Source organism: uncultured Bifidobacterium sp. (genome assembly GCF_959020145.1).
In the GTDB taxonomy this organism is placed as follows: domain Bacteria; phylum Actinomycetota; class Actinomycetes; order Actinomycetales; family Bifidobacteriaceae; genus Bifidobacterium.
The window spans coordinates 24091-48373 of the sequence record NZ_CAUEQY010000005.1; the positions used below are offsets into that span (position 1 = coordinate 24091).

21 protein-coding genes and 1 riboswitch are annotated in these 24283 nt (G+C 60.6%); of the genes, 15 read left to right on the forward strand and 6 right to left on the reverse strand.

Translation table 11 applies throughout. From position 1 onward, the window contains the following. The first annotated feature begins 62 nt into the window (after positions 1–62). The 6 genes from Q5H33_RS02935 (at position 63) to Q5H33_RS02960 (ending at position 10689) form a co-directional block, all read left to right on the forward strand. Positions 63–3383, forward strand: coding sequence for a lipopolysaccharide assembly protein LapB (locus Q5H33_RS02935; protein ID WP_302423009.1), 3321 nt, complete (start codon positions 63–65; stop codon positions 3381–3383). Between the two features lie 85 nt (positions 3384–3468). Continuing rightward, complete coding sequence (ligA, locus tag Q5H33_RS02940) at positions 3469–6141, forward strand: NAD-dependent DNA ligase LigA (RefSeq protein ID WP_003810335.1); 2673 nt, start codon at positions 3469–3471, stop codon at positions 6139–6141. A 65-nt stretch (positions 6142–6206) separates the two neighbouring features. Further along, positions 6207–7328: an Mrp/NBP35 family ATP-binding protein gene (locus Q5H33_RS02945; RefSeq protein WP_033499830.1), complete on the forward strand. Its 1122-nt coding sequence runs from the start codon at positions 6207–6209 to the stop codon at positions 7326–7328. A gap of 118 nt (positions 7329–7446) precedes the next feature. Next, positions 7447–7549: riboswitch (TPP riboswitch) on the forward strand. A 31-nt stretch (positions 7550–7580) separates the two neighbouring features. Beyond that, complete coding sequence (locus Q5H33_RS02950; protein ID WP_003810333.1) at positions 7581–8195, forward strand: ECF transporter S component; 615 nt, start codon at positions 7581–7583, stop codon at positions 8193–8195. Between the two features lie 120 nt (positions 8196–8315). Next, positions 8316–9809 carry an ABC transporter ATP-binding protein gene (locus tag Q5H33_RS02955; RefSeq protein WP_042990635.1) on the forward strand — a complete coding sequence of 498 codons (1494 nt, stop codon included), beginning with the start codon at positions 8316–8318 and terminating at the stop codon, positions 9807–9809. 1 nt (position 9810) lies between these two features. Then, positions 9811–10689, forward strand: a complete 879-nt coding sequence (locus Q5H33_RS02960) for an energy-coupling factor transporter transmembrane protein EcfT (RefSeq protein ID WP_003810327.1) — start codon at positions 9811–9813, stop codon at positions 10687–10689. Between the two features lie 113 nt (positions 10690–10802). Here the strand turns inward: Q5H33_RS02960 and Q5H33_RS02965 are convergent, their stop codons facing one another. Next, positions 10803–12170 (reverse strand): dipeptidase, encoded by a 1368-nt coding sequence (locus tag Q5H33_RS02965; protein ID WP_085381938.1) that lies wholly within the window; start codon positions 12168–12170, stop codon positions 10803–10805. A 182-nt stretch (positions 12171–12352) separates the two neighbouring features. Between Q5H33_RS02965 and Q5H33_RS02970 the strand changes: the two genes are divergently transcribed. The 4 genes from Q5H33_RS02970 to glnA all read left to right on the forward strand — a co-directional run bounded on the left by Q5H33_RS02970 (position 12353) and on the right by glnA (position 17176). Further along, positions 12353–12955 (forward strand): DUF3043 domain-containing protein, encoded by a 603-nt coding sequence (locus Q5H33_RS02970; protein WP_034984602.1) that lies wholly within the window; start codon positions 12353–12355, stop codon positions 12953–12955. A gap of 149 nt (positions 12956–13104) precedes the next feature. Next, the gene (locus Q5H33_RS02975; protein WP_033499877.1) at positions 13105–14586 is read left to right on the forward strand and encodes an FAD-dependent oxidoreductase; all 1482 of its coding nucleotides are present in this window, start codon (positions 13105–13107) and stop codon (positions 14584–14586) included. Between the two features lie 95 nt (positions 14587–14681). Beyond that, positions 14682–15470, forward strand: coding sequence for a DUF4191 domain-containing protein (locus Q5H33_RS02980; RefSeq protein ID WP_003810317.1), 789 nt, complete (start codon positions 14682–14684; stop codon positions 15468–15470). Between the two features lie 269 nt (positions 15471–15739). After that, positions 15740–17176, forward strand: coding sequence for a type I glutamate--ammonia ligase (glnA, locus tag Q5H33_RS02985; protein WP_302422960.1), 1437 nt, complete (start codon positions 15740–15742; stop codon positions 17174–17176). Between the two features lie 153 nt (positions 17177–17329). Here the strand turns inward: glnA and Q5H33_RS02990 are convergent, their stop codons facing one another. Continuing rightward, the gene (locus Q5H33_RS02990; protein ID WP_270319492.1) at positions 17330–17521 is read right to left on the reverse strand and encodes a helix-turn-helix domain-containing protein; all 192 of its coding nucleotides are present in this window, start codon (positions 17519–17521) and stop codon (positions 17330–17332) included. Between the two features lie 229 nt (positions 17522–17750). On the opposite strand from Q5H33_RS02990, the gene Q5H33_RS02995 reads away from it, so the two are divergent. The 3 genes from Q5H33_RS02995 (at position 17751) to Q5H33_RS03005 (ending at position 19701) form a co-directional block, all read left to right on the forward strand. Continuing rightward, entirely contained in the window at positions 17751–18215 is a 465-nt protein-coding gene (locus Q5H33_RS02995; RefSeq protein ID WP_270319490.1) for a zeta toxin family protein, read from the forward strand. A gap of 815 nt (positions 18216–19030) precedes the next feature. Next, a complete protein-coding gene (locus Q5H33_RS03000; RefSeq protein WP_041777330.1) occupies positions 19031–19396 on the forward strand; it encodes a type II toxin-antitoxin system RelE/ParE family toxin in 366 nt (121 codons plus the stop codon). Beyond that, the gene (locus tag Q5H33_RS03005; protein WP_041777329.1) at positions 19393–19701 is read left to right on the forward strand and encodes a helix-turn-helix domain-containing protein; all 309 of its coding nucleotides are present in this window, start codon (positions 19393–19395) and stop codon (positions 19699–19701) included. Before Q5H33_RS03000 ends, Q5H33_RS03005 begins: the two co-directional genes overlap by 4 nt. 120 nt (positions 19702–19821) lie before the next feature. Here Q5H33_RS03005 and Q5H33_RS03010 read toward each other — a convergent pair whose 3' ends face one another. Both Q5H33_RS03010 and Q5H33_RS03015 read right to left on the reverse strand, forming a co-directional pair. Then, a complete protein-coding gene (locus Q5H33_RS03010) occupies positions 19822–20613 on the reverse strand; it encodes a site-specific integrase (protein WP_270319489.1) in 792 nt (263 codons plus the stop codon). Positions 20614–20718: 105 nt separating this feature from the next. Next, positions 20719–21129: a hypothetical protein gene (locus Q5H33_RS03015; RefSeq protein ID WP_270318704.1), complete on the reverse strand. Its 411-nt coding sequence runs from the start codon at positions 21127–21129 to the stop codon at positions 20719–20721. Positions 21130–21249: 120 nt separating this feature from the next. Here Q5H33_RS03015 and Q5H33_RS03020 point away from each other — a divergent pair, with 120 nt between their 5' ends. Next, positions 21250–21576 carry a Fic family protein gene (locus Q5H33_RS03020; RefSeq protein ID WP_217268744.1) on the forward strand — a complete coding sequence of 109 codons (327 nt, stop codon included), beginning with the start codon at positions 21250–21252 and terminating at the stop codon, positions 21574–21576. Positions 21577–21928: 352 nt separating this feature from the next. Next, positions 21929–22858, forward strand: a complete 930-nt coding sequence (locus Q5H33_RS03025; RefSeq protein WP_270318702.1) for an AEC family transporter — start codon at positions 21929–21931, stop codon at positions 22856–22858. Between the two features lie 13 nt (positions 22859–22871). Here the strand turns inward: Q5H33_RS03025 and Q5H33_RS03030 are convergent, their stop codons facing one another. Together Q5H33_RS03030 and Q5H33_RS03035 are read right to left on the reverse strand one after the other, a co-directional pair. Next, a complete protein-coding gene (locus Q5H33_RS03030; protein WP_041777327.1) occupies positions 22872–23414 on the reverse strand; it encodes a TIGR00730 family Rossman fold protein in 543 nt (180 codons plus the stop codon). 59 nt (positions 23415–23473) lie between these two features. Then, positions 23474–24268: an SDR family oxidoreductase gene (locus tag Q5H33_RS03035; protein ID WP_011743291.1), complete on the reverse strand. Its 795-nt coding sequence runs from the start codon at positions 24266–24268 to the stop codon at positions 23474–23476. Positions 24269–24283 lie beyond the last annotated feature (15 nt).

Sequence of the window (24283 nt, forward strand, 5' to 3'; positions counted from 1 at the left end):
TGGCACACATGTCTCACCGCACACCATCAGACCCGGCCAGCCAACCGGAACATAACCGGACCATGCTCGAACGCGTCAGGCAAAATGTGCGGCGACTCGTCAACCAGGCCACGCCGCGCCACATCCACGCCAACCCCTTCGGCAAGGCGCTTGACAAGCCCGACGACATCGTCGACGAACTGACCCGCAACGCCATCCGGCTTAATCCGCTCATCAAACGACACATCATCGACGGATTCGAAGGCGTGCCCGGAGGATTCCGCCTCGGATGGGCCCAACTGCCGCAGACCCACGGCCATGCCTTCTCCATCGGATTGTTCACCGACAGCGACCACTTCGCCCAAATCGCGCTCGCGGACGGCAAAGCGCGTGTCTTCGCCGGCACCGATCCGGACATGGACACGCAGGAACTCGAACCGCGGTTCGTCTTCGTCAAAGAGGAAACCCTTACGTTGGCGGACGGTCCAAGACTCGGCCATGCGGCCAGCCGCAATCCGAAAACGGTGCGCGCCACGCAAGGCGGCGTCGTGGGACGCATGCCGGGCGGTCGCATGATGTGGCTCGCCTCATGGCTCAAAACCGGCAGCCGTTACACGCTTGAGCAAATGCGCGCCAACCTGCCAGCGAATATGCGGTTCGACCTCGAATATCGGGACGCCATCACCATCGCGTTCTTCGCCGCCTACATGCTGCCACAGATGAACGGCCTGCTCGTCGGTTTCGGTTCCGGCAACATTTTCCGCAGGCTCAACCGCGAAGCGCCCATAGGCGCCATCCGACGGTCCATCAGAGACACCATGAGCGCCCGGTCGCATGGCATGCGCGCCTCCGGCCTGGAAGACTACTTCGCCGATCTGATGCGCGAAGCCCACGCGCTCGATACCGATCAAGGGCTCGAAGCTGTGCACGGAGCGGAACCGCTGCACCTGTACACATCCAGCTATTCCGGATGCTACTTCTTCGCATGGGATTCCTCCCTGCCGTTCTCGGCAGTGCTGTGCGCCCTCAACATCGAGGGCAACCTCAACCGCTTCGCCGCCGTCAGCTCATGGCTGGAACGTAACGCACGCATCGGCGCTCTCCCCACGGAGAACACGGTGACGCGTGCCGAAGCCGCGCAGATCGACTTCGCCCTGCTGGAGAATCCGGCGCTGATCGCGTTGAAACCGGACGACCGGTTCGGCGCGATCCTCGACCCGAACCGGGAAGACGGCATCCAGGCCGCCAGCCGACTGGCGGATATCGCGGCCGACTTCCGGCGTGAAGTCGCCGAATCAACCAAGGACAACGTGTTGGAAGGCGATTCCGGCGCCGACGGAGGTTCCGAATGGGTGTACCGGCAGACCATGTCCCGTCTGCTGCGCAGCCTGCGCCTGCCATACCGTTTCGACGTTGACTTCCGGTGCGACCTCAGCGACGGCGAAGTCGCAATCGGCTTCACTTCTGCTGGAGTGTCCATGATGCCGTTCACCCGATACGACGTATCGCGCCGCGCGTGGATCGACCTGACCGACGTCGAACGCACGCGTATGAGCGTCGATTACAATCTGCGCGTCGGACTCATGATGGCCGCGCTGAGCTTCGGAGCCGATCCGAATGTCAAACGCGTGTCGATGCACATCGATTCGATTGGTCTGGAAGAGGCCGTAGCCGAACAGGATTCCGCCATCAGCGAGTTGATGAGCGAGGCGTTAAGCGCCTTCGAACGCATCCGTACCGGAGACATGAGGCCATCCGGATCCAAAGCCGCTCCAAAGGACGGCGACTACCATGGCGATCCGGCTCGGCCCGTCACTCCGAGAACCACCGATATCTCATCCGAATCAATCGATTCCGACGATTCGGCTGGCTCGGATAGCGTTGGCACTGGAGACGATACGGTGGACGGCCAGTTCGAAGACCTGATGAAAAACATCGACTTCGACGAAATGGCGTTCGCGGTACCGGACGGACACGCCGACGATGACGACGCCTCCATGCGGGACGACGCCAGCGACAAAACGGAGTACGACACCTACCTCGATGATGATGACGACGATCCGATGGCGCAGCTGCGCAAAAACCCGACCGTACGCAACTTGGTGACCGTCACCTTCACCTGCGACGAGTTCCTGAAGCGGCTCGACACTGACGGATTGGCCCATCCAACCGCCACATACCGCATGTTCGACGCCGAAATGGACGTGGACGGCAAAGGCGCTCTCAAACCCATCGACGCGGCCTTCGACCTTCGTGACAGCCGATTCTCACCGGCGGGAAGCCAAGAAGAACCCGAACTGTCCGACATTTGTTTTGATGACGGCACGGCGCAGTTGTTCGGCTGTGAGAACATGATGGGCCTGTCCATCCAGCGTGTCGACCTGTTGCAGCGCGCCGTGGGGGAGTTCCATCGTCTTGCGCAAAGCGACGGACTCGAATCGGTGGCCAAAGCCAAACAGGCCATGGACATCATCAATTCCATATCCGATCCGGAATTGACCGAATTGGCGCCGCAGGTCACCAGCGCGCTGATCGACGGCGAAGACACGCCCGACTTCTCATTCGAACTGGCACAATCCCTCGATGACGAACGTCTGAAGGCACGAGACATGCTGTTCTCCGGAGACGTCGAGCGGGCCATCGAATCCGCCCAGTCCACACTCGAACGTATGGACCGGATCTTCGCTGAAAATCCGGGCGTGCCGCGGTACTTCAATTCATATGCGGAACGCGTTATCTACAACCGCATGTTCGCCACCGAAGGCGAAAGAACGGTGCTCATCCCCGACAACCTGTTCTACATGCATATGGAGCTTGCCGACCTGCTCGCCCAAGTCAAAGGCGTCGATGCCGCGCTGCCGCATCTGAACGCCATGGTGCGTTACGCCCCCGCATACCCGCTGTCGCATCTCAAGCTCGCCGTGCAGCTGGGGCGTGCCGAGGACTGGGATCCGGCACGTGCGGCATGCCTCAACGCGCTGAACGTCGCGCTTGACCGGGAAGACGCCTCATTCGCCTACTATCGCCTCGCCTATGCGGAATGGATGTGCGACCACTTCGACCTTGCCGCCGCCTCATACATCATGAGCGAGGAGATCGCCCCCGGACGTATCGCCATGCTCGAAAGCGAACTGCAGGAACTGATCGGAAGAGCGCAATCGCAGTGCATTCCGGTGCCGACCAACGTGCAGGAAGCCATCCACGTGCTCGCCGACGCCGGACTGCCGGTATGGCCGAACACGCCGGTCGCGCCCCTGATGCACCAAGCGGCCCGCGTCTGCGTGGACAAAGGCATGTTCGTGCCCGCACGCACCCTGTCGGTGGCCGCGATGCGCATGGATTACGAAGACCATGACGGTGCCGACGTGGTGCAGGTGCAGTTCCTGCGCTCTCTGAACAACTAACAAAAACAGTCGAACATTTGTGCGATAATCGGTGCTGGCGTGGACATCCGCGCGGCATGGCGGAAATGATGGGAAAGCGGTGACAATGACGAATCGTGATGATTCCGAACAGTTGGCATGGGATTTCGACGCGCCGGAGAGCGACGGTAGTTCCGCGGCCGTCGTGGCCGATGAGGGGCTGGCTTCGCTGACTCCGGGCAGCGAACGTTGGATTGCCGCGTTGCAGCCGACCGATGCCGACGCCATGCGCCTCGACAAGGTTGATGTGGCTTCGATGAGCGCCGAGGCCGCGGCCAGGCTGTGGGCGCGCGTGGCCGCATGGGTGGAATCAGACCAGATCGCATACTATATCGACGATGCCCCCGTCTCATCCGACGCGGCATATGACGCAAGATTGCGCTGCCTGCAATCGCTTGAGGCGCAGTTCCCATCACTTGACTCACCGCAGTCACCGACCCATCGCGTGGGCGGCACGTTCTCCAACGACTTCGCTTCCGTACGTCATCCATCGCGCATGATGAGCCTCGATGACGTGTTCTCCATCGAGGAGCTGCGCGAATGGTACGACGGCGTGCTCAGGGGATTGGATTGGCCCGAATCGAAGCCACTGCCCATGACCTGCGAGGTGAAAATCGACGGTCTTGCGCTGAACCTCATCTACCGCAACGGCGTGCTTGAACAGGGTCTGACCAGAGGCGATGGCGTGACCGGCGAGGACATCACTCTCAACGTGCGCACCATCTCCACCATTCCGCAGAACCTTGCCGGACCGGAGGAAGACATTCCCGAATTCGTGGAGATTCGCGGCGAAGTGTTCATGCGATGGGACGATTTCAACAAGCTGAACGCCGAGAACGAGGACGCCGGTCGCGCGCCATTCGCCAATCCCCGCAACGCGGCCGCAGGTAGTCTGAGACAGAAGGATCCGCGTATCACCGCAACCCGTCGCCTGAGCTTCTACGCGCACGGCATCGGATCGCTGCGTTGGGGTGCGGGGCACGCCGGCAACGGCCATGATGTGGTCAACGACCAATCCGAAGCCTACGAATTGTATAAGAAATGGGGTGTGCCCGTCTCTCCGCACAACCGTGAGGTCACGTCGTTCAAGGAAATCCTCGACATGATCGACTATTACGGCGAACACCGAGGCGACATCGAACACGCGCTTGACGGCATCGTCGTGAAGGTCGACGATTTGGGATTGCAGCGTTCCCTTGGTGCCACATCGCGTGCGCCGCGCTGGGCCATCGCCTACAAATATCCACCGGAAGAAGTCAATACCGAGCTGCTTGACATCACTGTGCAGGTGGGGCGCACCGGACGTGTGACTCCGGTGGCGGTGTTGAAACCCGTGTACGTGGCCGGTTCCACAGTATCCCGTACCACGCTGCACAACCCCTTTGAAGTGGAACGCAAAGGCGTGCTCATCGGCGACACCGTGGTGGTGCGCAAGGCGGGAGACGTGATTCCCGAGCTCGTCGGTCCGGTGCTGGAGCGACGCAAGGGACGTGAGGGCCAGATCCGCCGGTTCGTGATGCCCACGCGTTGCCCGAGCTGCGGCGCGGAACTCGCTCCCGCCAAAGAGGGAGACAAAGATATACGCTGCCCGAACGTGGAATCCTGCCCGGCGCAGCTGACCGAGCGGATCATCAATCTGGCGTCCCGTAAGGCGTTCGATATCGAACATCTGGGCGACCAATCAGCCATTGCGCTGACGAATCCCGAAGAGGACAGGCCCGATTCCATCGACACGTATGCGCCGAACATCACCGAAATCGTGGTGAAACCCGGTGAGGAGCCTGAACCGTACGAGCCGGTGGCAGGACTGGAACTGCCGCCCATGCAGACACCTGTGCTGTCCAGCGAGGCCGGGCTGTTCTCGTTGACGTCCGCAGACCTCAAGGATGTGCGCGTCTGGCGCGAGGCCCCAATCATCGAAATCCACGAGACCGTCGGGTCAAACGGCAAGATCAAGAAAGTGCGCAAACGTGTGGGCGGATCCGGATTATGGCATCAGGTGCCCGCATTCTGGACCGCGCCTACCGCCGCCCGCAAACGCAAGGAAGCCGACATCGACGAGACCGCGGAATATCCGCAATACGTGGTGCCGGATGACGCCGTGGTGATCCGCGAGGAAATCAAGGTATCCCGTGGAGGCACGTCCAGCGTGCAGCCGGTGTACATTCGTCCGGCGGAAAACACCCGCAAGATGCTCGACGAAATGGACAAAGCCCGCCATGCCGACCTGTGGCGCGTTCTGGTGGCCCTGTCCATCCGCAGGCTCGGACCGCCCACCGCACGCACCATCGCCAGCGCGTTCGGTACGTTGGATGCCATCGAACATGCCAGCGTGGACGAATTGTCCCAAATCGACGGTATTGGTCCGGAAATTGCGGAATCCGTAGTCACATGGTTCACCGCGGCCCGTGAGCCGGGCAATTGGCGCGGTGCCGTGCTTGACGCATGGAAGGCCGCCGGCGTAGGAGTCGGACAAGCCCAAGCCAGCGGACTACCACAGACATTGGCAGGCAAAACGGTCGTGGTCACCGGCTCGTTGGAAGGATTCTCCCGCGATTCCGCCAAAGAGGCCATCGTTCTGCGCGGAGGCAAAGCCGCAGGATCCGTCAGCAAGAAAACCGATTGGGTCGTCGTAGGCGAGAATGCCGGCTCAAAAGCCGCAAAAGCCGAGGAACTGGGCATCCCCATGCTCAACGAAGACCAATTCAAACAGCTGCTCGACACAGGAACAGTTGAATAATCGCCACACCATCTGGCAAGCCGTGCCGCGAACCGCTACTGTGGTACGCGGCATAAGGAGGAAGCATGAGCGACGAGCACACCATCGAAGCGCGCATCTACGAACGGCTAAGCAAAGTGATTGACCCCGAACTGGGCAGGTCCGTCACCGACTTGGGCATGATCGCAGCCATTGACGCCACGCCAGTGGCAGGCGAAACCAACACGTACGACGTACGGGTGCGGGTCGAACTGACCGTGGAAGGCTGTCCGCTGTCGCAGACCATCACCAACCAGATCAACGGCGCGGTCGCCTCCTATCCTGATGCCACGTTGATTCCCAGCATCGAAGTCGGCTCCATGAGCCAAGACAAACTCACCCAGCTGGTGGCCGGCCTCAAAGCGGAACGTAAACAGAACCCGTTCAACAAACCCGGCATCAAAACCCGCATCTTCGCCATCGCCTCCGGCAAAGGCGGCGTGGGCAAATCGTCTGTCACCGCCAATCTGGCAGCCACATTCGCGGCGCTCGGCTACGATACCGCCGCCATCGACGCCGACATCTACGGTTTCTCGCTGCCTAGGCTATTCGGCGTGCAATCACAGCCCACGAACCTCAACGGCATGCTCATGCCCGTCACCGCATGGGGTGTGAAACTGATCTCCATCGGCATGTTCGCCGGCGCGGACAGAGCCATCCTATGGCGTGGTCCAAGACTGCAACGCTCCTTGGAACAATTCCTATCCGACGTATGGTGGGGCGAGCCGGACGTATTGCTGCTCGACCTGGCGCCCGGCACCGGCGACATGGCGATTTCCGTGGCACAGGCACTGCCGAACGCCGAACTGGTGGTGGTCACCACACCGCAGCCATCCGCCTCCGACATCGCGGTACGATCCGGCCTGGTGGCATTGCAGGTGCCGATGAAAGTTCGCGGCGTCGTGGAGAACATGAGCTACTACGAGCACAAAGGCGAGAAGCTACGTATCTTCGGCGAAGGTGGCGGCGCACGCGTATCCGAACAGCTGACCCACAGCCTCGGCTATGAAGTGCCACTGCTCGCACAACTCCCATTGGAGCCTGAACTGCGCGAAACCGGCGAAGCAGGCCGGCCCGCAGTCCTGACCAAAGAGGGCGCGTTGCGGTCGGACGGTATCGGAGAAACATTCAAGAATCTTGCCGAATCGCTGATGAGACTGCCTCAATAAAATCACCATACGGTTGGAGCGTTCCTCCAAAACAACACATCGGAATGCGACTCAGCCACGGAATACGGAATCCGTTATGAGACAAAACCGACGTAAATCGTGGGTCCTGTGTAATATCAGGCGCAGACACGGGGGCCGAATGGCTGAGAGGAAGCAACCGCTTCAACCGTATGAACGTATACCGGGTAATGCCGGCGCACGGACGTCTCTCTATTTCCCGTGCCTTGACGAAAAGAGAAAGGCACATATCCCATGACTGAAGAAAACCAGTCTTCCGCAGTTCGCAAACACAACAACAAGTGGCGCGTGGTCGATATCGTCGTCGCAGCCATCATCGCCGTCGCATCCGGCGTGATCTTCTGGGGCTGGGACATCGTCTGCACCGCGCCGCTGGCCCTCTTCGAGGCGGTGACTCCAGGCTTCGAAGGCCTGCTTAACGCTTTCTGGCTGTTCGCAGGCCCTCTGGCCGCCATCATCGTGCGCAAGCCTGGAGCCGCACTGTTCGCGGAAACCCTCGCGGCCGCGCTCGAACTCACCATGGGCAACCAGTGGGGCGTCGGCGGCTCGCTGATCGTCGGCATCGTGCAGGGCCTCGGCGCCGAAATCGGTCTTGCCATCTTCGCCTATAAGAAGTGGGACCTGCTGTCCACCACGATCTCCGGCGCACTTGCAGGCGTCGGCTGCGGCCTGTACTACTGGCTTACCAATCCGGCTTGGAGCGCGCTACGCGTCAGCATCTACCTGATCGCCTCCGCCATTTCCGGCGCGGTGCTCGCCGGCGCGGTGATGTACCTCCTGCAGGTGGCCATCGCCAAGACCGGCGTGCTCGACCGCTTCGAATCCGGTCGTACGCAGGAACTGGTCTGATTGTCCGATGCAAGCAAATCCCGCATCACATCAAGGTGGTGCGGGATTTTCTTGTGATGGCGCATCGCATGACAACGGCATACGAAACAACAGCATGACAATCAGAAGAAAGAACGACGAATGACCACTGACGTTCAGAACACAACAGCGGCCGGCGTGACCGCACATGATTGGGGATGGAGACACGCCTCACGTAAGGATTTCGCGCTACGACACGTCGACTTCGACATCAAACCGGGGGAGCGGGTACTGTTGCTTGGCGCTTCCGGCGCAGGCAAATCAACCCTGATGTCCGGTTTGGCCGGCGTGCTCGGTGGAGATGACGAAGGCGAGCAGGAAGGCGAGCTGCTCATCGACGGCGTCGACGCCAGACAAGCGCGCGGACGTTGCGGGCTGGTGCTTCAGGACCCGGACTCGCAGACGATTCTCGAACGTGCCGGAGACGACACCGCATTCGGCTGCGAGAACCTGAACCTGCCGAAAGATGAAATCTGGAACCGGGCACGAGCCGCCCTTGACATCGTCGGGCTCGACTACATGGCGTTCGACCGCTCCACACGAGGACTTTCCGGCGGACAACGTCAGCGCCTCGCCTTGGCGGGCGTGCTGGCCATGCACCCTGGCCTGCTGCTGCTTGACGAACCGACCGCCAACCTTGACCCGGACGGTGTCAAGGAAGTGCACGACGCTGTCCGCCACGTCCTCGAACAAACCCATGAGACGTTGGTTGTGGTGGAACATCATATCGACGTGTGGCTCGACCTGGTCGACCGCGTCATCGTGCTGGGCAAACCCGAAGCCGATTCGAACGTCGGCGGCGTAATCGCCGACGGCACTCCAGACGAAGTGTTCGGCCACATGGGTCAGGTGCTTGCCGACGGCGGTGCGTGGGTGCCGGGCCGCACCATCGAAAGCCACGCGCCCAAACCGGAACAAATCCGGCAACCGCAGGACGTCGTGCTTTACACGCGGGATCTGAGCTTCGGCTATGATTTCCCGCTCGGCGAGCATATCGACCTCGAATTCCATTCCGGTGAGGTGACCGCGTTGACCGGCAGAAACGGCGTGGGCAAATCCACACTCGGACTCACTCTCGCAGGACTGCTCAAACCGATAGCAGGACGTGTATGCATGGCGGACGATCTGGTACCTCCCCATCGCGAAAACAATGTGATCACATGGAAAAGCCGCGACTTGCTGGGACGTATCGGCATGGTGTTCCAAGAGCCGGAACACCAGTTCGCCGCATCCACCGTGCGAGACGAGGTGGCCATCGGCCCCAAATCCATGGGCAAAACCGACGAGGAGGCGTATTCCATCGCCGACAGGCTGTTGGAACGCCTGAATCTTTCCCGCTTCGCCAAAGCGAATCCATTCACCCTATCGGGCGGTGAGAAAAGAAGACTGTCCGTGGCGTCCATGCTGGCTGCCGCGCCAAAAGTGCTGGTCATGGACGAGCCGACATTCGGACAGGATTTCACCACGTGGACCAGCATGGTCCAATTGATCGCCGGTGCGCGCGACCAAGGTTGCGCGGTCATCATGATTACGCACGATGAGCCGCTCATCGAAGCGCTGGGCGCACGCCGTATTTTGGTCAGAGAGGGGGAGTGACATGCTCGAAACCAACAAAAACAGTGGGCGCGACGGCAATGAAAAGCTCGAAACCATTACCGTGGTGCCACACAAGGAACGTCGTAACGAAACGAAGCCGGCGTCACCGTCATGGTTCGTGGCGAAAATCAACCCGGTAAGCCGTTTCATCGGTGCGTTGATCCTGTGCATTCCGATGTTCTTCACCCTCGATGTCGTTTCGGCATCCGTGGCGTTTGGTTTGGAAATGCTATTGTTATGGATCGGCGGAGTGGCTCCCTGGACGGTCTTGCGCAAGACATGGCCGGTATGGATAGCGGCCACAGGCAGCTTCGTTTCCGTGGCGTTGTACGGCAAGACATCCGGCACGGTGCTGGCCAATCTGGGCGGCATCATCGTCATCTCCCAAGGATCGCTCTATCTGGCGTTGGCCACATTCCTACGTGTCGCCGCAATCGCCGTGCCGGGTGTGATTCTGGCTTTGGGACTCGACCCGACCGATCTGGCCGACGGACTCGTGCAGATTCTGCGCCTGCCGCAACGTTTCGTATACGGCGGCCTTGCCGGCATGCGCATGTTCACGCTGCTGCAGGACGATTGGCGTGCACTCGGCCAGTCACGCCGCTCGCGTGGCCTCGGCGACGGCAGCACCATCAAACGCGTCTTCTCGCAAGCATTCAGCCTGCTCGTCGTATCCATCCGACGTGGAACGAAACTCGCCACCGCCATGGAAGCGCGCGGATTCGGATCCGACGCGCCACGAAGCCAAGCGCGCGAATCGAAACTGCATGCGGTCGACTGGCTGTTCTACGCCATCTGCATCGCGGTGCCGGCAATCGCGTTGGCCACCGCATACTACACCGGCTACTGGCATTGGGCATTCAGCAACGTGTCCAACTAATGGATGATGATTCCCCAATCGGCAGCTAAATGATAAAGCTCTCTGTCATACGTTCCAATCGGAATCGTATGACAGAGAGCTTTATCCTATTTCGGCAAGCCTTACACGGCTTCTTACTTGGCGAGCTTATCCAGCAGCAACGCTTCGGTGATGACGTTGTTCTTCAACGCCGGCAGGCTGATGGACTCGTTCGGGCTATGCGCGTTGGCCTTCGGATCCTCCGGACCGGTGACCAGCACCTGCGCCTTCGGGAAGATGCGCTGCAATTCCGGAATGAACGGGATGGAACCACCCTCGCCCTTGTTGACCGGAGCCACACCGAACGCTTCCTCCATGGCGTCCATGGCGTCCTTGGTGGCCTCAGCGTTCGGATCCATGGCCCAGCCCATGCCGTTGTCGAGCTTGTCGACCCACACTTCGGCACCGAACGGCGCATGCTCCACCATGAACTTGGCCAACGCCTCCTGGGCCTCTTCCGGGCGCTGGTTCGGCGCGGTGCGCAAGCTCAGACGGAACGTGGTTTCAGGAGAGATGACGTTGAAGGATCCTTCCACCGGATGCGCGTCGAACCCGATGACGGTGACGCTGGGCTTCGTCCACAGACGCGCGGCGAGCGAACCGGTGCCGGCAAGACGATACGATTCGACGATGCCCGCGTCGGCGCGCACAGTCGCCTCGTCCATATCACGCTGCAGGCCGCCAACCGGTTCCTCGGACGCAACGCCCGGCACGGCCAAATCGCCATTGGCGTCGTACATGGAGGAAATCAACATCGCAGCCAGCGTGTTCGCGTCAAGAATCGGGCCGCCATACTGGCCGGAATGCACCGGATGTTCCAACGCCTTGACATGCACATCAATATCGGTGTTGCCACGCAGCGACGTGGTCAGCGACGGAATCTCAGCGGACCAGTTGCCCGAATCGGCCACAATGATCACATCGGAAGCGAACTCGTCCCGGTGCTCTTCGATGAACGGAATGAAGCTCGGAGAACCCATCTCCTCCTCGCCTTCGATGAACACCTTGATGTTCACCTTCAGATCGTCTCCAAGCGCTTTCAGCGCACCGGAATGAATGGCGATTCCACCGCCGTCGTCCGCGGCTCCGCGGCCGTACAGACGCGTGTCGATTTCAGTGCCGACGAACGGGTCGGTGTTCCATACGCTCGGATCCGGCACCGGCTGCACGTCATGGTGCGCGTACAGCAGCACCGTCGGCGCATCCTCGCTGACGTTTTTGGAACCGATGACCTCCCAAGCGCCCGGCGTGCCGTCGGGGTTGTGCGACTGCACCACCTTCGTATCGACGCCGACCTCGCGCAGCAGGTCCGCCACGAATTGCGCGGAACGCTTCATATGATCGGCGGTGATGCCTTTCGCGGAAATCGACTGCAAGGCGATCTTCTGGTTCAACACGTCGACGATGCGGCTGAAATCAGATTCGACGCGCGTGCGGATCTCTTCGGCTCCTAAAGCTGTCATAATCCTTGATGCTCCCTATATATGCGTGTATATTACGCGGATTGAATATCGTGTGACGAATGTCCATTGTATCCGTTCTTTGCAGACCGTCCGACCGCAGCTTGAATCGCAGCTTGAACCGCAACGCAGACGGCACCGCGGGCGGCATCGAGCGTCGATACGTCACCTTACGCTCTATAGGCATGAGTTTGTTTACCAAGAAGGAAGAACCGGCGCAGGAGAACGTCGAGAGCAAGGCTGCACAGCCGACCTCCGGCAAGGGCCGTCCGACCCCGAAGCGCAAGGACGCCCAGGCGCAGAATCTCCGTCCGCTGGTCCCCAAGGATCGCGACGCCAGCCGTAAGGCGGCCAAGGCCCGCATCCGCGAACGTGAGAACGCCGAATACGATGCCATGCAAAGTGGCGACATCAACCACATGCCGAAGTCGGAACGTCTGCCGTGGCGCATCTACATCCGTGACTACGTCGATGCCCGCTTCAATCTGGGCGAGTTCTTCATCCCGGTCGCGTTCATAATCCTGATCGGATCCATGGTCGTCACCTACAAGTGGCCTGCATTGGCGTTGCCGCTCATGCTGATCATGTATGTCTACTTGTTCGCCGTGATTATCGACGTGGCGGTCATGTGGCACAAGCTCAAGAAGAAGCTCATCGAGAAATTCGGTGAGCAGTCCGTGGCCAAGGGCATGCGTTCCGGCTCCTATGCGTGGAGCCGTGCCATCCAGATTCGCCGTTGGAGGCTTCCGAAGCCTCGTTACCCGAAGCGTGGACACTGGCCGGAGTGATCGGTATCGAGAACCGCCGGTGATTTTTCAAGCCGTCAGCGAACAACTGACGGCTTTTCCATTACCATGGAAAACGATTGCTCGCATCGAACAAAAGCTCACTTCACGTGCGTGCAAACGAATCAATGAGGAACGAATTGGGATTCAATATGGTTCAACAGCATTTCGACATCGCTATCATCGGAGCCGGCCCCGGCGGTTACTCTACGGCACTGCGTGCCGCGGAACTCGGCAAATCGGTGGCGTTGATCGAACGTGACGGTACGCTCGGTGGCACATGCCTCAACCGCGGATGCATCCCATCGAAGGCATTGTTGACCGCCGTGCATAGCGTCGAAACCATCCATAACGCCGAACGCATGGGCATCAACGCCACGCTGCAGAGCATCGATTTCGGCAGATTACGTGATTTCCGCGTCTCCACCGTGGAAACGATGACGAAAGGGCTGACGGGCCTGCTGGCGCATCGCGGCGTCACCGTATTCCGCGGTTGCGCGGCATTGCAGAACGCGCATACAGTACGTGTCACGCCGGCTGAGGGGGAGACGCAGGTATCGCGGTCCGTGGAAGCCGGCGTGTTCGAACCGGTTGAAACGGAACTTGCGATCGATGCCGACGACGTCGTGTTGGCAACCGGATCGCGTCCGCTTGCGTTGCCTGGAAATCCGTTCGCCGGCGCGCTGATCGATTCCACCCAGGCGTTGGAGCTGAATACCTTGCCCTCCAGCGCGGTGATTATCGGTGCGGGTGCGGTGGCATTGGAATTCGCGTCGCTGTGGAATGCCGCCGGTTGCGAAGTGACACTGCTGATTCGTAAGGACCGCGTGCTGTCCACATGGGAACGCCGTGCTTCGATGACGCTGACACGTGAGCTGAAACGCAGGGGAGTGAACGTGATCGCACGCACCGCGGTGGACCGTGTCGACACTGGCGCGAACCTAGGGGCCACTGTGCACTATCGGCAGGGCGATTCCGATGAGGACCGCACCGCTTACGGCGAAGTGGTGCTTGCCGCCATCGGACGTGTGCCCAATACCGACGCCGACTGGTTCCGCTCCAGCGGCCTGAAGCTCGACGAACGAGGATACGTGACCGTCGACGGATACGGACGGACGAACCTTGATGGCGTGTGGGCGCTGGGAGACATCACTCCAGGTCATGCGCTGGCCCACCGCGCCTTTGAACAAGGCATCACCATCGCTGAGAAAATCGCCGGAGCCGATCCAAAACCCGTGCTTGACGACACCGTGCCACAGGTGGTGTTCTCTTTCCCCGAAGCAGCAAGCGTCGGATTGACGCTCGACCAGGCAAAAGCGCGCGAAGACGTGGTCGAGCCGAAGGAGACGGCATACCCGATGCTGTCCAACGCGCGCATGCTGATGAGCGGGGAAGGCGGATCGATGACCGTCGTCAGCGGTGCGTTTGCGAACAATCCTGATATGCAGGTGGTGTTGGGCGTGCACATCGTCAGCCCAATAGCCAGTGATTTGATAGCGGAAGCCGAACAGTTGGTCGGCAACCGTGTCCCGCTTGCCGATGCGGCACGGCTCATCCACCCGCATCCCACGTTCAGCGAGACGCTCGGTGAGGCGTTGCTGAAAGCGGACGGACGCCCGCTGCATACGAGATAGGCGGAGTAGAATAGCGCAGTCGCACCATAAATGGCATGGTTCCTGATAAACTATCGTCCCAGTGTGTGTAACCGAACCGTCAAGCGAGGAAGTCGATGGCAGATAAAGCAGAGAAAAAGAAGCAGAAGAAGCAAGGCACCATCAGCCAGATCATCCAGATCTTCAAATACACCCAAGCTGAGGATAAGGCGCTTCCGTGGCTGTGCGGTGGCGTGTTCGTGGCACCGATTGTCGTGTTCGTCGTACTGGGCGTCATATTCAAGTGGCATGTGTTCAGCTGGATCCTGTTCATGATTCTTGCCGTCATGCTGGGCGTGCTGTTCGCCACCATGATGCTCACCAAGCGTGCCGACAAGGTCGGCTACGCCAAGATCGAAGGTCGTCCCGGTGCCGCAGTAAGCGTGCTCGGCAACATCAGCAAGGCCGGCTTCAACTTCCCCCAGGAACCGGTGTGGATTGACCCGAAGACCAAGGACGCCATCTGGCGCGGTACCGGTTACAACGGCATCTATCTGCTGGGCGAAGGCGATTACAATCGCGTCAAGCGAGCCATGGATCGTCAGGAGCAGCGCATCAAGGGCGTGACCGCCGGCTCCGAAATCCCGGTCTACCGTATGTACGTCGGCACCGGCGCAAACCAGACCCGCCTCAAGGACGTGCGCAAGACGCTGCTCAAGTTCAAGAGCTACCAGCCGACCCATCACAAGAACAAGCTGATGGCCGCCATCCATCCGAGGACTCGTTTCGTGCTCACCAAGACCGAGCTCACGGTGCTCAACGAGCGCCTGCGTACCCTGCAGCTGAAGAACGGCATGAGCGTGCCGAAGGGCGTCGACCCGATGCATCCGCAGCGCGTGAGCCGTCGCGCCATGCGCGGCCGCTGACGGTGGAATCGCATTATTCCGTTGAAAAAGCTCCAATCGCGTCGTGCGATTGGAGCTTTTCCTATATTCGAAGCCATACGTGTCCATTAATTGACACGCCGCTGAAGGGCGTGACGCGACCGTTCGTAACACTTGAATCCCCATTTTTCGCGAAATCGCATTTCGAATATGTCATTACGAAACATTCTCGTAACCCAAATGGCGAGTGAGCGAAACGCGCGACCATAGACTAAGAGCCTGTAAGTAACTTATTCGAAAGGAGCGGTCCCGTGACTGCACTTGAAACCAAGGCTGATGCTGAGGCCCTTATCAACAAGGAAGGCATTGAGTATGTCTCCGTTCGCTTCACCGATCTGATCGGTGTTCAGCAGCACTTCACCGTGCCGGCAAGCGAATTCCTGAAGGACGCCTTCACCGACGGCATGCCGTTCGATGGTTCTTCCGTGGAAGGCTTCCAGGCCATCAACGAGTCCGATATGAAGCTGGTGCCGGACGTTTCCACCGCATTCATCGATCCGTTCCGCAAGCACAAGACCCTCGACGTGGCATTCTCCATCGTCGACCCGCTGACCGACGAGCCGTACTCCCGCGACCCGCGTCAGGTTGCCGGCAAGGCCGAGGCTTACCTGAAGTCCACCGGCATCGCCGACACCGCTTCCTTCGCTCCGGAAGCCGAGTTCTTCATCTTCGACAAGGTGCGCTTCGAGAACAGCATGCAGCGCTCCTTCTACGAGGTCGACTCCATCGAAGCTCCGTGGAACTCCGGCGTTGACGTTGAGGAAGACGGCACCCCGAACATCGGTTTCAAGAATCGCGTCAAGAAGGGCTACTTCCCGGTTCCGCCGATTGACCACACCCAGGATCTGCGCGACGACATGGTCGCCAACCTGCAGAAGGTCGGCCTGATTCTCGAGCGTTCCCACCACGAGGTGGCAGGCGCTGGCCAGCAGGAGATCAACTACCGCTTCAACTCCCTGCAGCACGCAGGCGATGATTTGATGAAGTACAAGTACGTCGTCCACGAGACCGCAGCTCTCGCCGGCAAGGCCGCCACCTTCATGCCGAAGCCGATCGCAGGCGACAACGGCACCGGCATGCACTGCCACCAGTCCCTGTGGAAGGACGGCAAGCCACTGTTCTACGATGAGAAGAACTACGGTGGTCTGTCCGACCTCGCCCGCTGGTACATCGGCGGCCTGATCAAGCACTCCTCCTCCGTGCTCGCCTTCACCAACCCGTCCCTGAACTCCTACCACCGTCTGGTTCCGGGCTTCGAGGCTCCGGTCAACCTGGTATACTCCGCTCGTAACCGTTCCGCCGCCATCCGTATTCCGCTGGCCGGCACCTCCCCGGCTGCGAAGCGTATCGAGTTCCGCGCTCCGGATCCGTCCTGCAACCCGTTCCTCGCCTTCTCCGCACAGCTGATGGCAGGCCTGGACGGCATCCTGAACCACATCGAACCTCCGGCACCGGTCGACAAGGACCTGTACGAGCTGCCGCCGGAAGAGCACGCTGGCATCAAGCAGGTTCCGAGCTCTCTGGCTGAGGCCATGGACGCCCTTGAGGAAGATCACGACTTCCTCACCGCAGGCGACGTCTTCACCGACGACCTGATCGACACCTGGATCAGCATCAAGCGCGGCGAGATCGACCAGGCTCGTCTGGCCCCGACCCCGCTGGAGTACGAGCTGTACTTCCACATCTGATAGTCGGAACCCCTGAGCCCTACTGCCGACTACGTTTCAGGGTTCAGTATAGGTACTAGGTGCACTTAAGGTGTACTTACGTCCGGAAAAGACACGACCCCCGCACGACTCGAAGGAGCCATGCGGGGGCCGTGTCGTATCCGTCGGGCCCGTCTATTGGGGCCGTTCGGGCAGGGATGAGATCCAGTCGTCGAGGTCACGCCGGCGGATGCGTTTGGTCGACGAATGGGCGTAGCAGGCGATGAGCTCGCCTTGGCGTATGGCCTGGCGGACGATCTTCTCGTCCAGTCCGGTCAGGGCGGCCGCTTCGGACACGCCCAATAGCGGGCGGTGCTCGATGGGCACGTAGGGTTTCTCCTTGGGGCCGGCCGTGGATGGTTTCCTCGAATCTGTCATGCCATGTGGCTATGCGTCGCGGGACCGGGCGCCATCGACGGGAAAGTCTTCTGGAACGCATGGAGGCCGGCATGGACGACGGCATCGAAAGAAAACCAACCAGACCGTATATCTCTTCCAACCCGGGCTTCTACCGCGAGGCCGGTCCCGTCGACTGGCTTCGCACGCAGGAGGGCGTTTGGCTCCGTTCCACGTTCCCGTTCAATTCATGCTGGACGCTGGACGTCTCGCGTATGGGGCCGCGCTGGCCGTGCCGCCGGTCCTGTCGCGGCTGGCGATGCTGGAACGCTACTACCGGGACCGTTCGGTCGGATTGCCGGCGCGTTGGACGCCCGCGGAGGCGCATGACAACGCGGTGGCGAACCTGCCCGCCACGGTCCGCGCCGTCGCCGCGTCGCTGCTGGTCGACAGGCTCACCGTGATCGACCGCGGCGGCGGCGTCCTGTACGACGGCGCCGATCCGGACATGTTCGCCGGACAATGGGAGCGCGGATTCCACAGGCCGTTGTCCGCCGTGGAGACGGCCGACGCGCGCATGCGGCTCGCCAGGATCGGATCGTTGCGAAGCGTGCCGGGCGTCGGCACCGCATTGTCCGACCCGGTGGTGGCGTCCATCCGCCGGAGCCTCGACGACTTGGCCTAGAACCCGCCACTGGCGGCACACGTCCGCGAACGCCGCCAACCGCTCGCGTTCGCAGAGCGCCGCGAATGTGGTCGGCATGATGGCCTTCGACCGCCTCTCGGCGCGTGCGCGTTCGGCGTCCAAGCCGTGCGGCCGTTCCGGCATCGCCGTGCCGTCGCATGCGGCCGACATCACATCCATGGCCCAGTCGTAGAGCGTGGCGGACGGCGACAGGGACGTGACGCGGGGAAGCGTGGCCATGGCGTCGGCCATGCCCCGCCAGTTGAGCGTTTCGGCGGCTTGGGCGAACGCGTACCGCGTCTGCCGGTGGAGGAGATGGTCCGGCGCGTCGGAGTCGGGTTTGTACGCCTCGAACAGGCGTTGGAACGCGCCGTCGTCCACGGCCGTCGCGGCGAACCGGCGCGCGGGCGTGGCGTCCGGGCCGAGCCGGTGGGCCAGTGTCAGTCCCGCGGGTACGGGGTGGACCTCGGCGGCGGTCAGGTGCTTGCAGAGCAGTCGCGGCGTCTGTATGCCGTAGGAGGCGCCGTGGTAGTCGATGCTGACGATGATGCCGACGCCATGGCGGTCCGCCATCGCGCGGCCGAACATTGCGAAGTCTCCCATGCCGTCCACTCTAGCGTTGTTTCGGTCTTTTCTCCCATGCGTTCGCCCGTGATGCCGTCATGCCTTGTCGTCCGCGGGGCCGGTGCCGGATGCCATGTGGCCTCGGGCGTGGGGCGTCGCCTTTGGCGATGTGTTCTCGCGTGTTTTTTGCGGTATGCCCTTGCTGTTTCGCCGATTTGCGGGGACATACCTTATATGGTATATTTGCGGGTGTGTGGAAAGTTGAATTGGAACCCATAGCCGATTGGCTGAACACGCTCGACCATAAATCGCGGGTGCAGATACTCGCCGCCGTGTCATTGTTGGAGGAGCAGGGGCCTGACCTCAAACGTCCGATAGTCGGCAAGATAAAAGGGTCGAGCCTCATCCCCTCGATGAAGGAGCTCAGGCCCGGATCTTCCGGTAGAAGCGAGATACGCATACTGTTCGTGTTCGATCCGAAGCGGAAGGCGATCATGTTGGTGGGCGGAGACAAGCAGCGGAAATGGGACAAATGGTATCGGAAGGCCATACCTGAAGCCGAACGGCGCTATCTCGTATGGCTGGAGGAGCGGTACGGAAAGGAGACGGACCGATGAGCTACACACCGGAGCGGTTCATGGCCGACAGCGGCATCACCCGCGACGAGGTCGAGGCCGAGAAACGGCGCATGTTGGAGGAGATCCGGCTCTACGAGCTCAAGGAGGCCCGCAAGGCCGAACACGTCACCCAGAAGCGATTGGCGCAGGCCCTGGGGGTCAGCCAGAAGAGGATAAGCGTCATCGAGTCGGGCGACGTGGACCATATCAAGGTGGACACGCTGAAACGCTATCTCGAAGGCATCGGCGGAACATTGCACGTCACCGCCTCCCTGCCCGGAGGCAAGGAGCTGCGGCTCGTCTGAGACCCGCATCCGGCGTCATCCCCGGTTGGTCGGCGCGCGACGGAAGATCATGAAAGTCCCCATGCCATTCCGCGCCCATGGCCCACGGCCTTGCCGAATAGGCCGCGGGTCTTTTCGCGCCTAGCCCTCGATGGCCCTCTCCACGCCGTCGGTGGCGGCGACGAGCCGGTCGAGCTCGACGTGCGTGTAGATCTCGTTCGTCGTGCTGACCCTGCTGTGGCCCATGATGGCGGTGCGGGTCACGTCGTCCAGTCCGAGCCGGTTCAGGATGGTCGCGGTGGTGTGGCGGGCGGAGTGGGGTACGTACTCGTGGCCCAGGCCGACGCGGTCCAGGGCCCGGTACCAGCGCCTGCGCTCCACGCTGCCCGTCAGGGGCAGTCCCTCGTCGTCGTGGAACACGAGCCCGTCGCCGTTCACGCCGTGGCGTTCGATGTAGGCGAGCAGCTGGTCGGCGAGGGCCTCGGGCAATGGTATGGCGCGGCGGCCCTTCTCGGTCTTGGGGCGCGTGCGGTACATGCCGTTGCCGAGCGGCGTGCATTCGACGCCCTTGGGCAGTCCCTCGACCTCGCGTTTCGTCAGGTGCTGGGCCTGCCATTCGACCAGGATGATGAGCCGGCCGCCGTCGCGCCTGAGTTCGTCTTCGGTCAGGCCCAGCCGTTCGCCCTGGCGCATGCCGGTCATGAAGGCCAGCATCCACATGAGCCGCCAGGTGTCGTCGGTCTCCGCGGCGATGAGGTCGGCGGCCTGGTCGGGCGTAAGGGCGGCGCGTTCCTTCAACGCCACGCGGGGCGCGGTGCCCTTGACGGCGGGGTTGCGTTCGATGACGCCCTCCAATACGGCGTCCTCCAGGGCCTTGTGCAGGGTGCGCCACGCGCTGCCCGCGGTGCCGGAGCTTTTGCCCTGCTCGTCCATGACGTAGCGTTCCATGCGGCGGAAGTGCGCGGGCTTGAGCTCGTCGAGCCTGACGGCGCCGATGGAGGGGACGATGTTGTTCGCGATGACGGACGCGTACGTGCCCTAGGTGCGGGGCTTGAGGCGCGGCTTGCACACGTCCGTCAGCCAGTGGTCCATCCATTCGGCCACGGTGGGCGGCCTGACGTAGCCGACGCGGTGGGTGCGGTCGAACTCGGCCAGCTTCTCCTTGAGTCGCGCCTCGGCCTGCGAGCGTGTGCGTCCGAAGCCGGACACACGGTGGTCCTTGCCCGTCAGCGGGTCGGTCACCGTCGAGTACGCCCTGTAGCCCTTCGGCGTGGCCGATATGCCGCCGGTGCCGCGTGGCCGGCGCCCGCGCGTCTTGGCCGACACCCTCCCTTCCAGCTTCGCGGCGATTGACTTCAGGTCGTCGTCCATGAGTATCAGCGGTTCCATGGCGCCGGTCGAGTCGACCAACGTCAGCGTGTATCTCGGCATGTGTTCCGTTTCGTCCATGCCGTTTCGCTATGCGGCCATCCGCCAGGTGTACTTATTGGTGTACTTACGTCTGCCGGAGATAGCCGGATATAGCAGGAAAACGGCTTCCGGTTTCATCCTCGAAACGAGCCGATTTCGTTGGAAAATAGCCAAAAACGGCGGTTTTCCAACGAAGTGCGTTGGAGGTCGGGGCTACTTCCCGATCTGTTCGGACAGGTGGCGCATTTCGTCTTCCATCTTGCAAAGGACCACTCGTTCGCGGATGGCAACAAGCGCACCGCGATGTCGGTATCCCTCGCCCTCCTGGACAAGGAGGGAATCAATCTGGCCATCGACGATGACGCGGATCCTGCGGAGAACACGTTGTACAAACTGATTTCCGCACTGGTCACCGAAATTATCACGGAGGAGACATTCGTCTCGGAGTTCAGGAACGCGGGACGTGTTTCCGGACTCCGAGAGTAACTAGCGTACGTCATCCGGTTCCGACCACCGTGCCGCCGCGGCACGGTGGTCGGCCGCATCGCCCTTGAGTCCTACTGCCGACTACGTTTTTATTTCGACAGAATAGCTTAGGCCACTTATAGGTCACTTATGCGGTGGCTTTGAACGTATGACTCCCATACGAACCGTCACGGTTCGTGTGGGAGTCATACGTTATCTCGCGGCGTTTATTCGGGATTCTCCGGTAAAGCTTTAAGCTAGTCGTTTAGTTCGAGGCGTGCGGCATGGACATGCAAGTATCTTTGTGCGTCGTACGGTCACATTGTGTCGGGTGGTTCCATGATGCGTCGGCGATGCTCCTATACTCGGCCGTATGTTGTTCCAAGCTGGGTCATTGCTGCTCGTCATCATCAGTGTCTATCTACTTAAGCGCATCCATATCTTCTCTGACAAATCCTACAAAGTGGTGCAGGGGCTGGTGTTCAACCTCACCCTGCCATGCGCCATCATCATGAGTTTCGCTACGAATAAGCATCCGATGAACCTGTTGTGGCTGGTCGTGTTCGGCTTGTTCGCCTGCCTTATTCCGCTGTTCGTCGTGTATTTCGGCTCACGTGGCGACGAGCCACGCTACCGTGCCTATCAAATGCTCAACGCGTCGGGATTGAATATCGGCGCGTTTTGTCTGCCGGTGGTGCAGACCTTCATGGGACCGAGCGCAGGTCTGCCGGTCATTATGCTCGATATAGGCAACGCCATCATCGCCACTGCCGCATCCCTGACCATTACCCGCTCGCTGCTGCACTTGGGAAGCCCCACCAAAAACCTGCCATTGAGCCTGAAGATCAAGAATATCGCGCACGATTTCTACTCGTCCATTTCGTTCGACTGCTATATGCTCATGCTGGTGATCATGTTCGCCGGATGGAGTGTGCCGCATTGGATCGTCACGCTCATCACTCCGTTCGCCAACGCCAACGCTTTCGCAGCAATGGCCATGATCGGCCTGATGATGGAGATCCCTGACAGTCATAAGGATCGTTCGGAACTAGGCAAAATTATCGCATGGCGATTCCTGTTCAGCATCATCATCGCATTGTCCGCATGGTTCCTGTTGCCGTTGGATGAACGTGTCCGAGAAATCATGGTACTGGCCGCATTCGCACCGGTAACGATTTTCTCCACAAAATTCACTGATTCGCTGACCGGTAACGCCAAACTCGCAGGCTTCTCGTTGACCGTCACGGCCGTTATCGGGCTGACGTTCATGACGATTCTGCACGCTGTTCTGCCGGTGGTCTGACGTTTGCCGATTCCTATGCGTTATGCGCTGCAATGACGCGTTCGATTTCGGTCAGATTAGACGCGAAATAGATACCATGCTGACGTTCTGCGGTGGAGAAGCCCGCATCGATCATGTGCTGTAGGAATGCCTTCATATCATCATAAAAGCCGTTGAGATTATAGAAGATGCAGGGTTGGGTCAGTTGGTCAAGACAAATTTTCGACACCACCTCACTGATTTCCTCCAACGTTCCCGTGCCGCCAGGGAAAGCGATGAACACGTCGCCAAGCTCAATCATGCGGGTCCGGCGTTCCACGATATTCGGCACGACAACCAGTTGGGTTAGGTTATGGTGTGCAACGCCTCTGTCCACAAACATCTGCGCCTCGATACCGGTCACGTCGCCGTCATGGGCGAGTACGGTGTCGGCGATCACGGCCATCAATCCTTCATCGGAGCCGCCATACACCAGCCTGTTGCCATTGTCCGCAATCCATATGCCCAATTCCTCAACGGCTTTCTTGTATATGGGATCGTTTCCCTCATGCGCACCGAGATACACGGTGATATTCATAACCATCCTTCTTTGCCGACGAATATGCTGGCGCCACAAACCAAAGTCAAAACCACGCTTTAACGCATCACCAAGCCCCCGTCGACGTGCAGTGTCTGGCCAGTGATGAATGATGCGTCATCGCTGGCCAGCATAGCCACGGCTCCGGCGATATCATCGGCGGTGGCGAGTCTGCCCAACGGGGTGGATGCGATGATACGCTCGCGTACATCCTCGGTGGTGGCACGGCTCGATTCGGTGCCAACGGTGAGCCCGGCCGCGATGGCGTTCACGGTCACGCCCCATGCCCCAGCCTCCTGCGCCAATGATCTGGTGAAACCTACCAACGCACCTTTCGCAGCGGTGTAGTCATGATACGGCACAATCGGGGAGTCGACGAGGTTACTAGAGATGTTGATAACGCGTCCTCCGGTCTGACGCCTCATCTGCGGCAGCGCTGCTTCGCAGGTGTTGTATGCGCCTTTGAGGCATCCTTCTAGCTGTGCCGCGTAATCGGACCATCCGATGGTACCGAAGGTCTTGCGATTGCGTGGGTCGAACGAATAACGGGCGAATGCGTTATTGACGAGAATGTCCAATCCGCCGAACGTTGCGACCACCGTGGATACCATGTCGTGCACCTGTCCGGCGTCGGTGACATCGGCCTTGCAGGTGATCACACGACCGGCCGCCTCACAATCGTCCATAATGCGTTGCGCACACCGCTTCGCACGCTCGTCATCGCTGACGTAGTTAATAGCCACGCATGCGCCGGCGCGAACCAGACGTAACGCGATCGCCGCGCCGATGCCGCGGCTCGCGCCAGTCACCAATGCGACACGTCCCTTCAACGGCAGAGAATCGGACTGCTGCATGGAAATTCCTTTCGT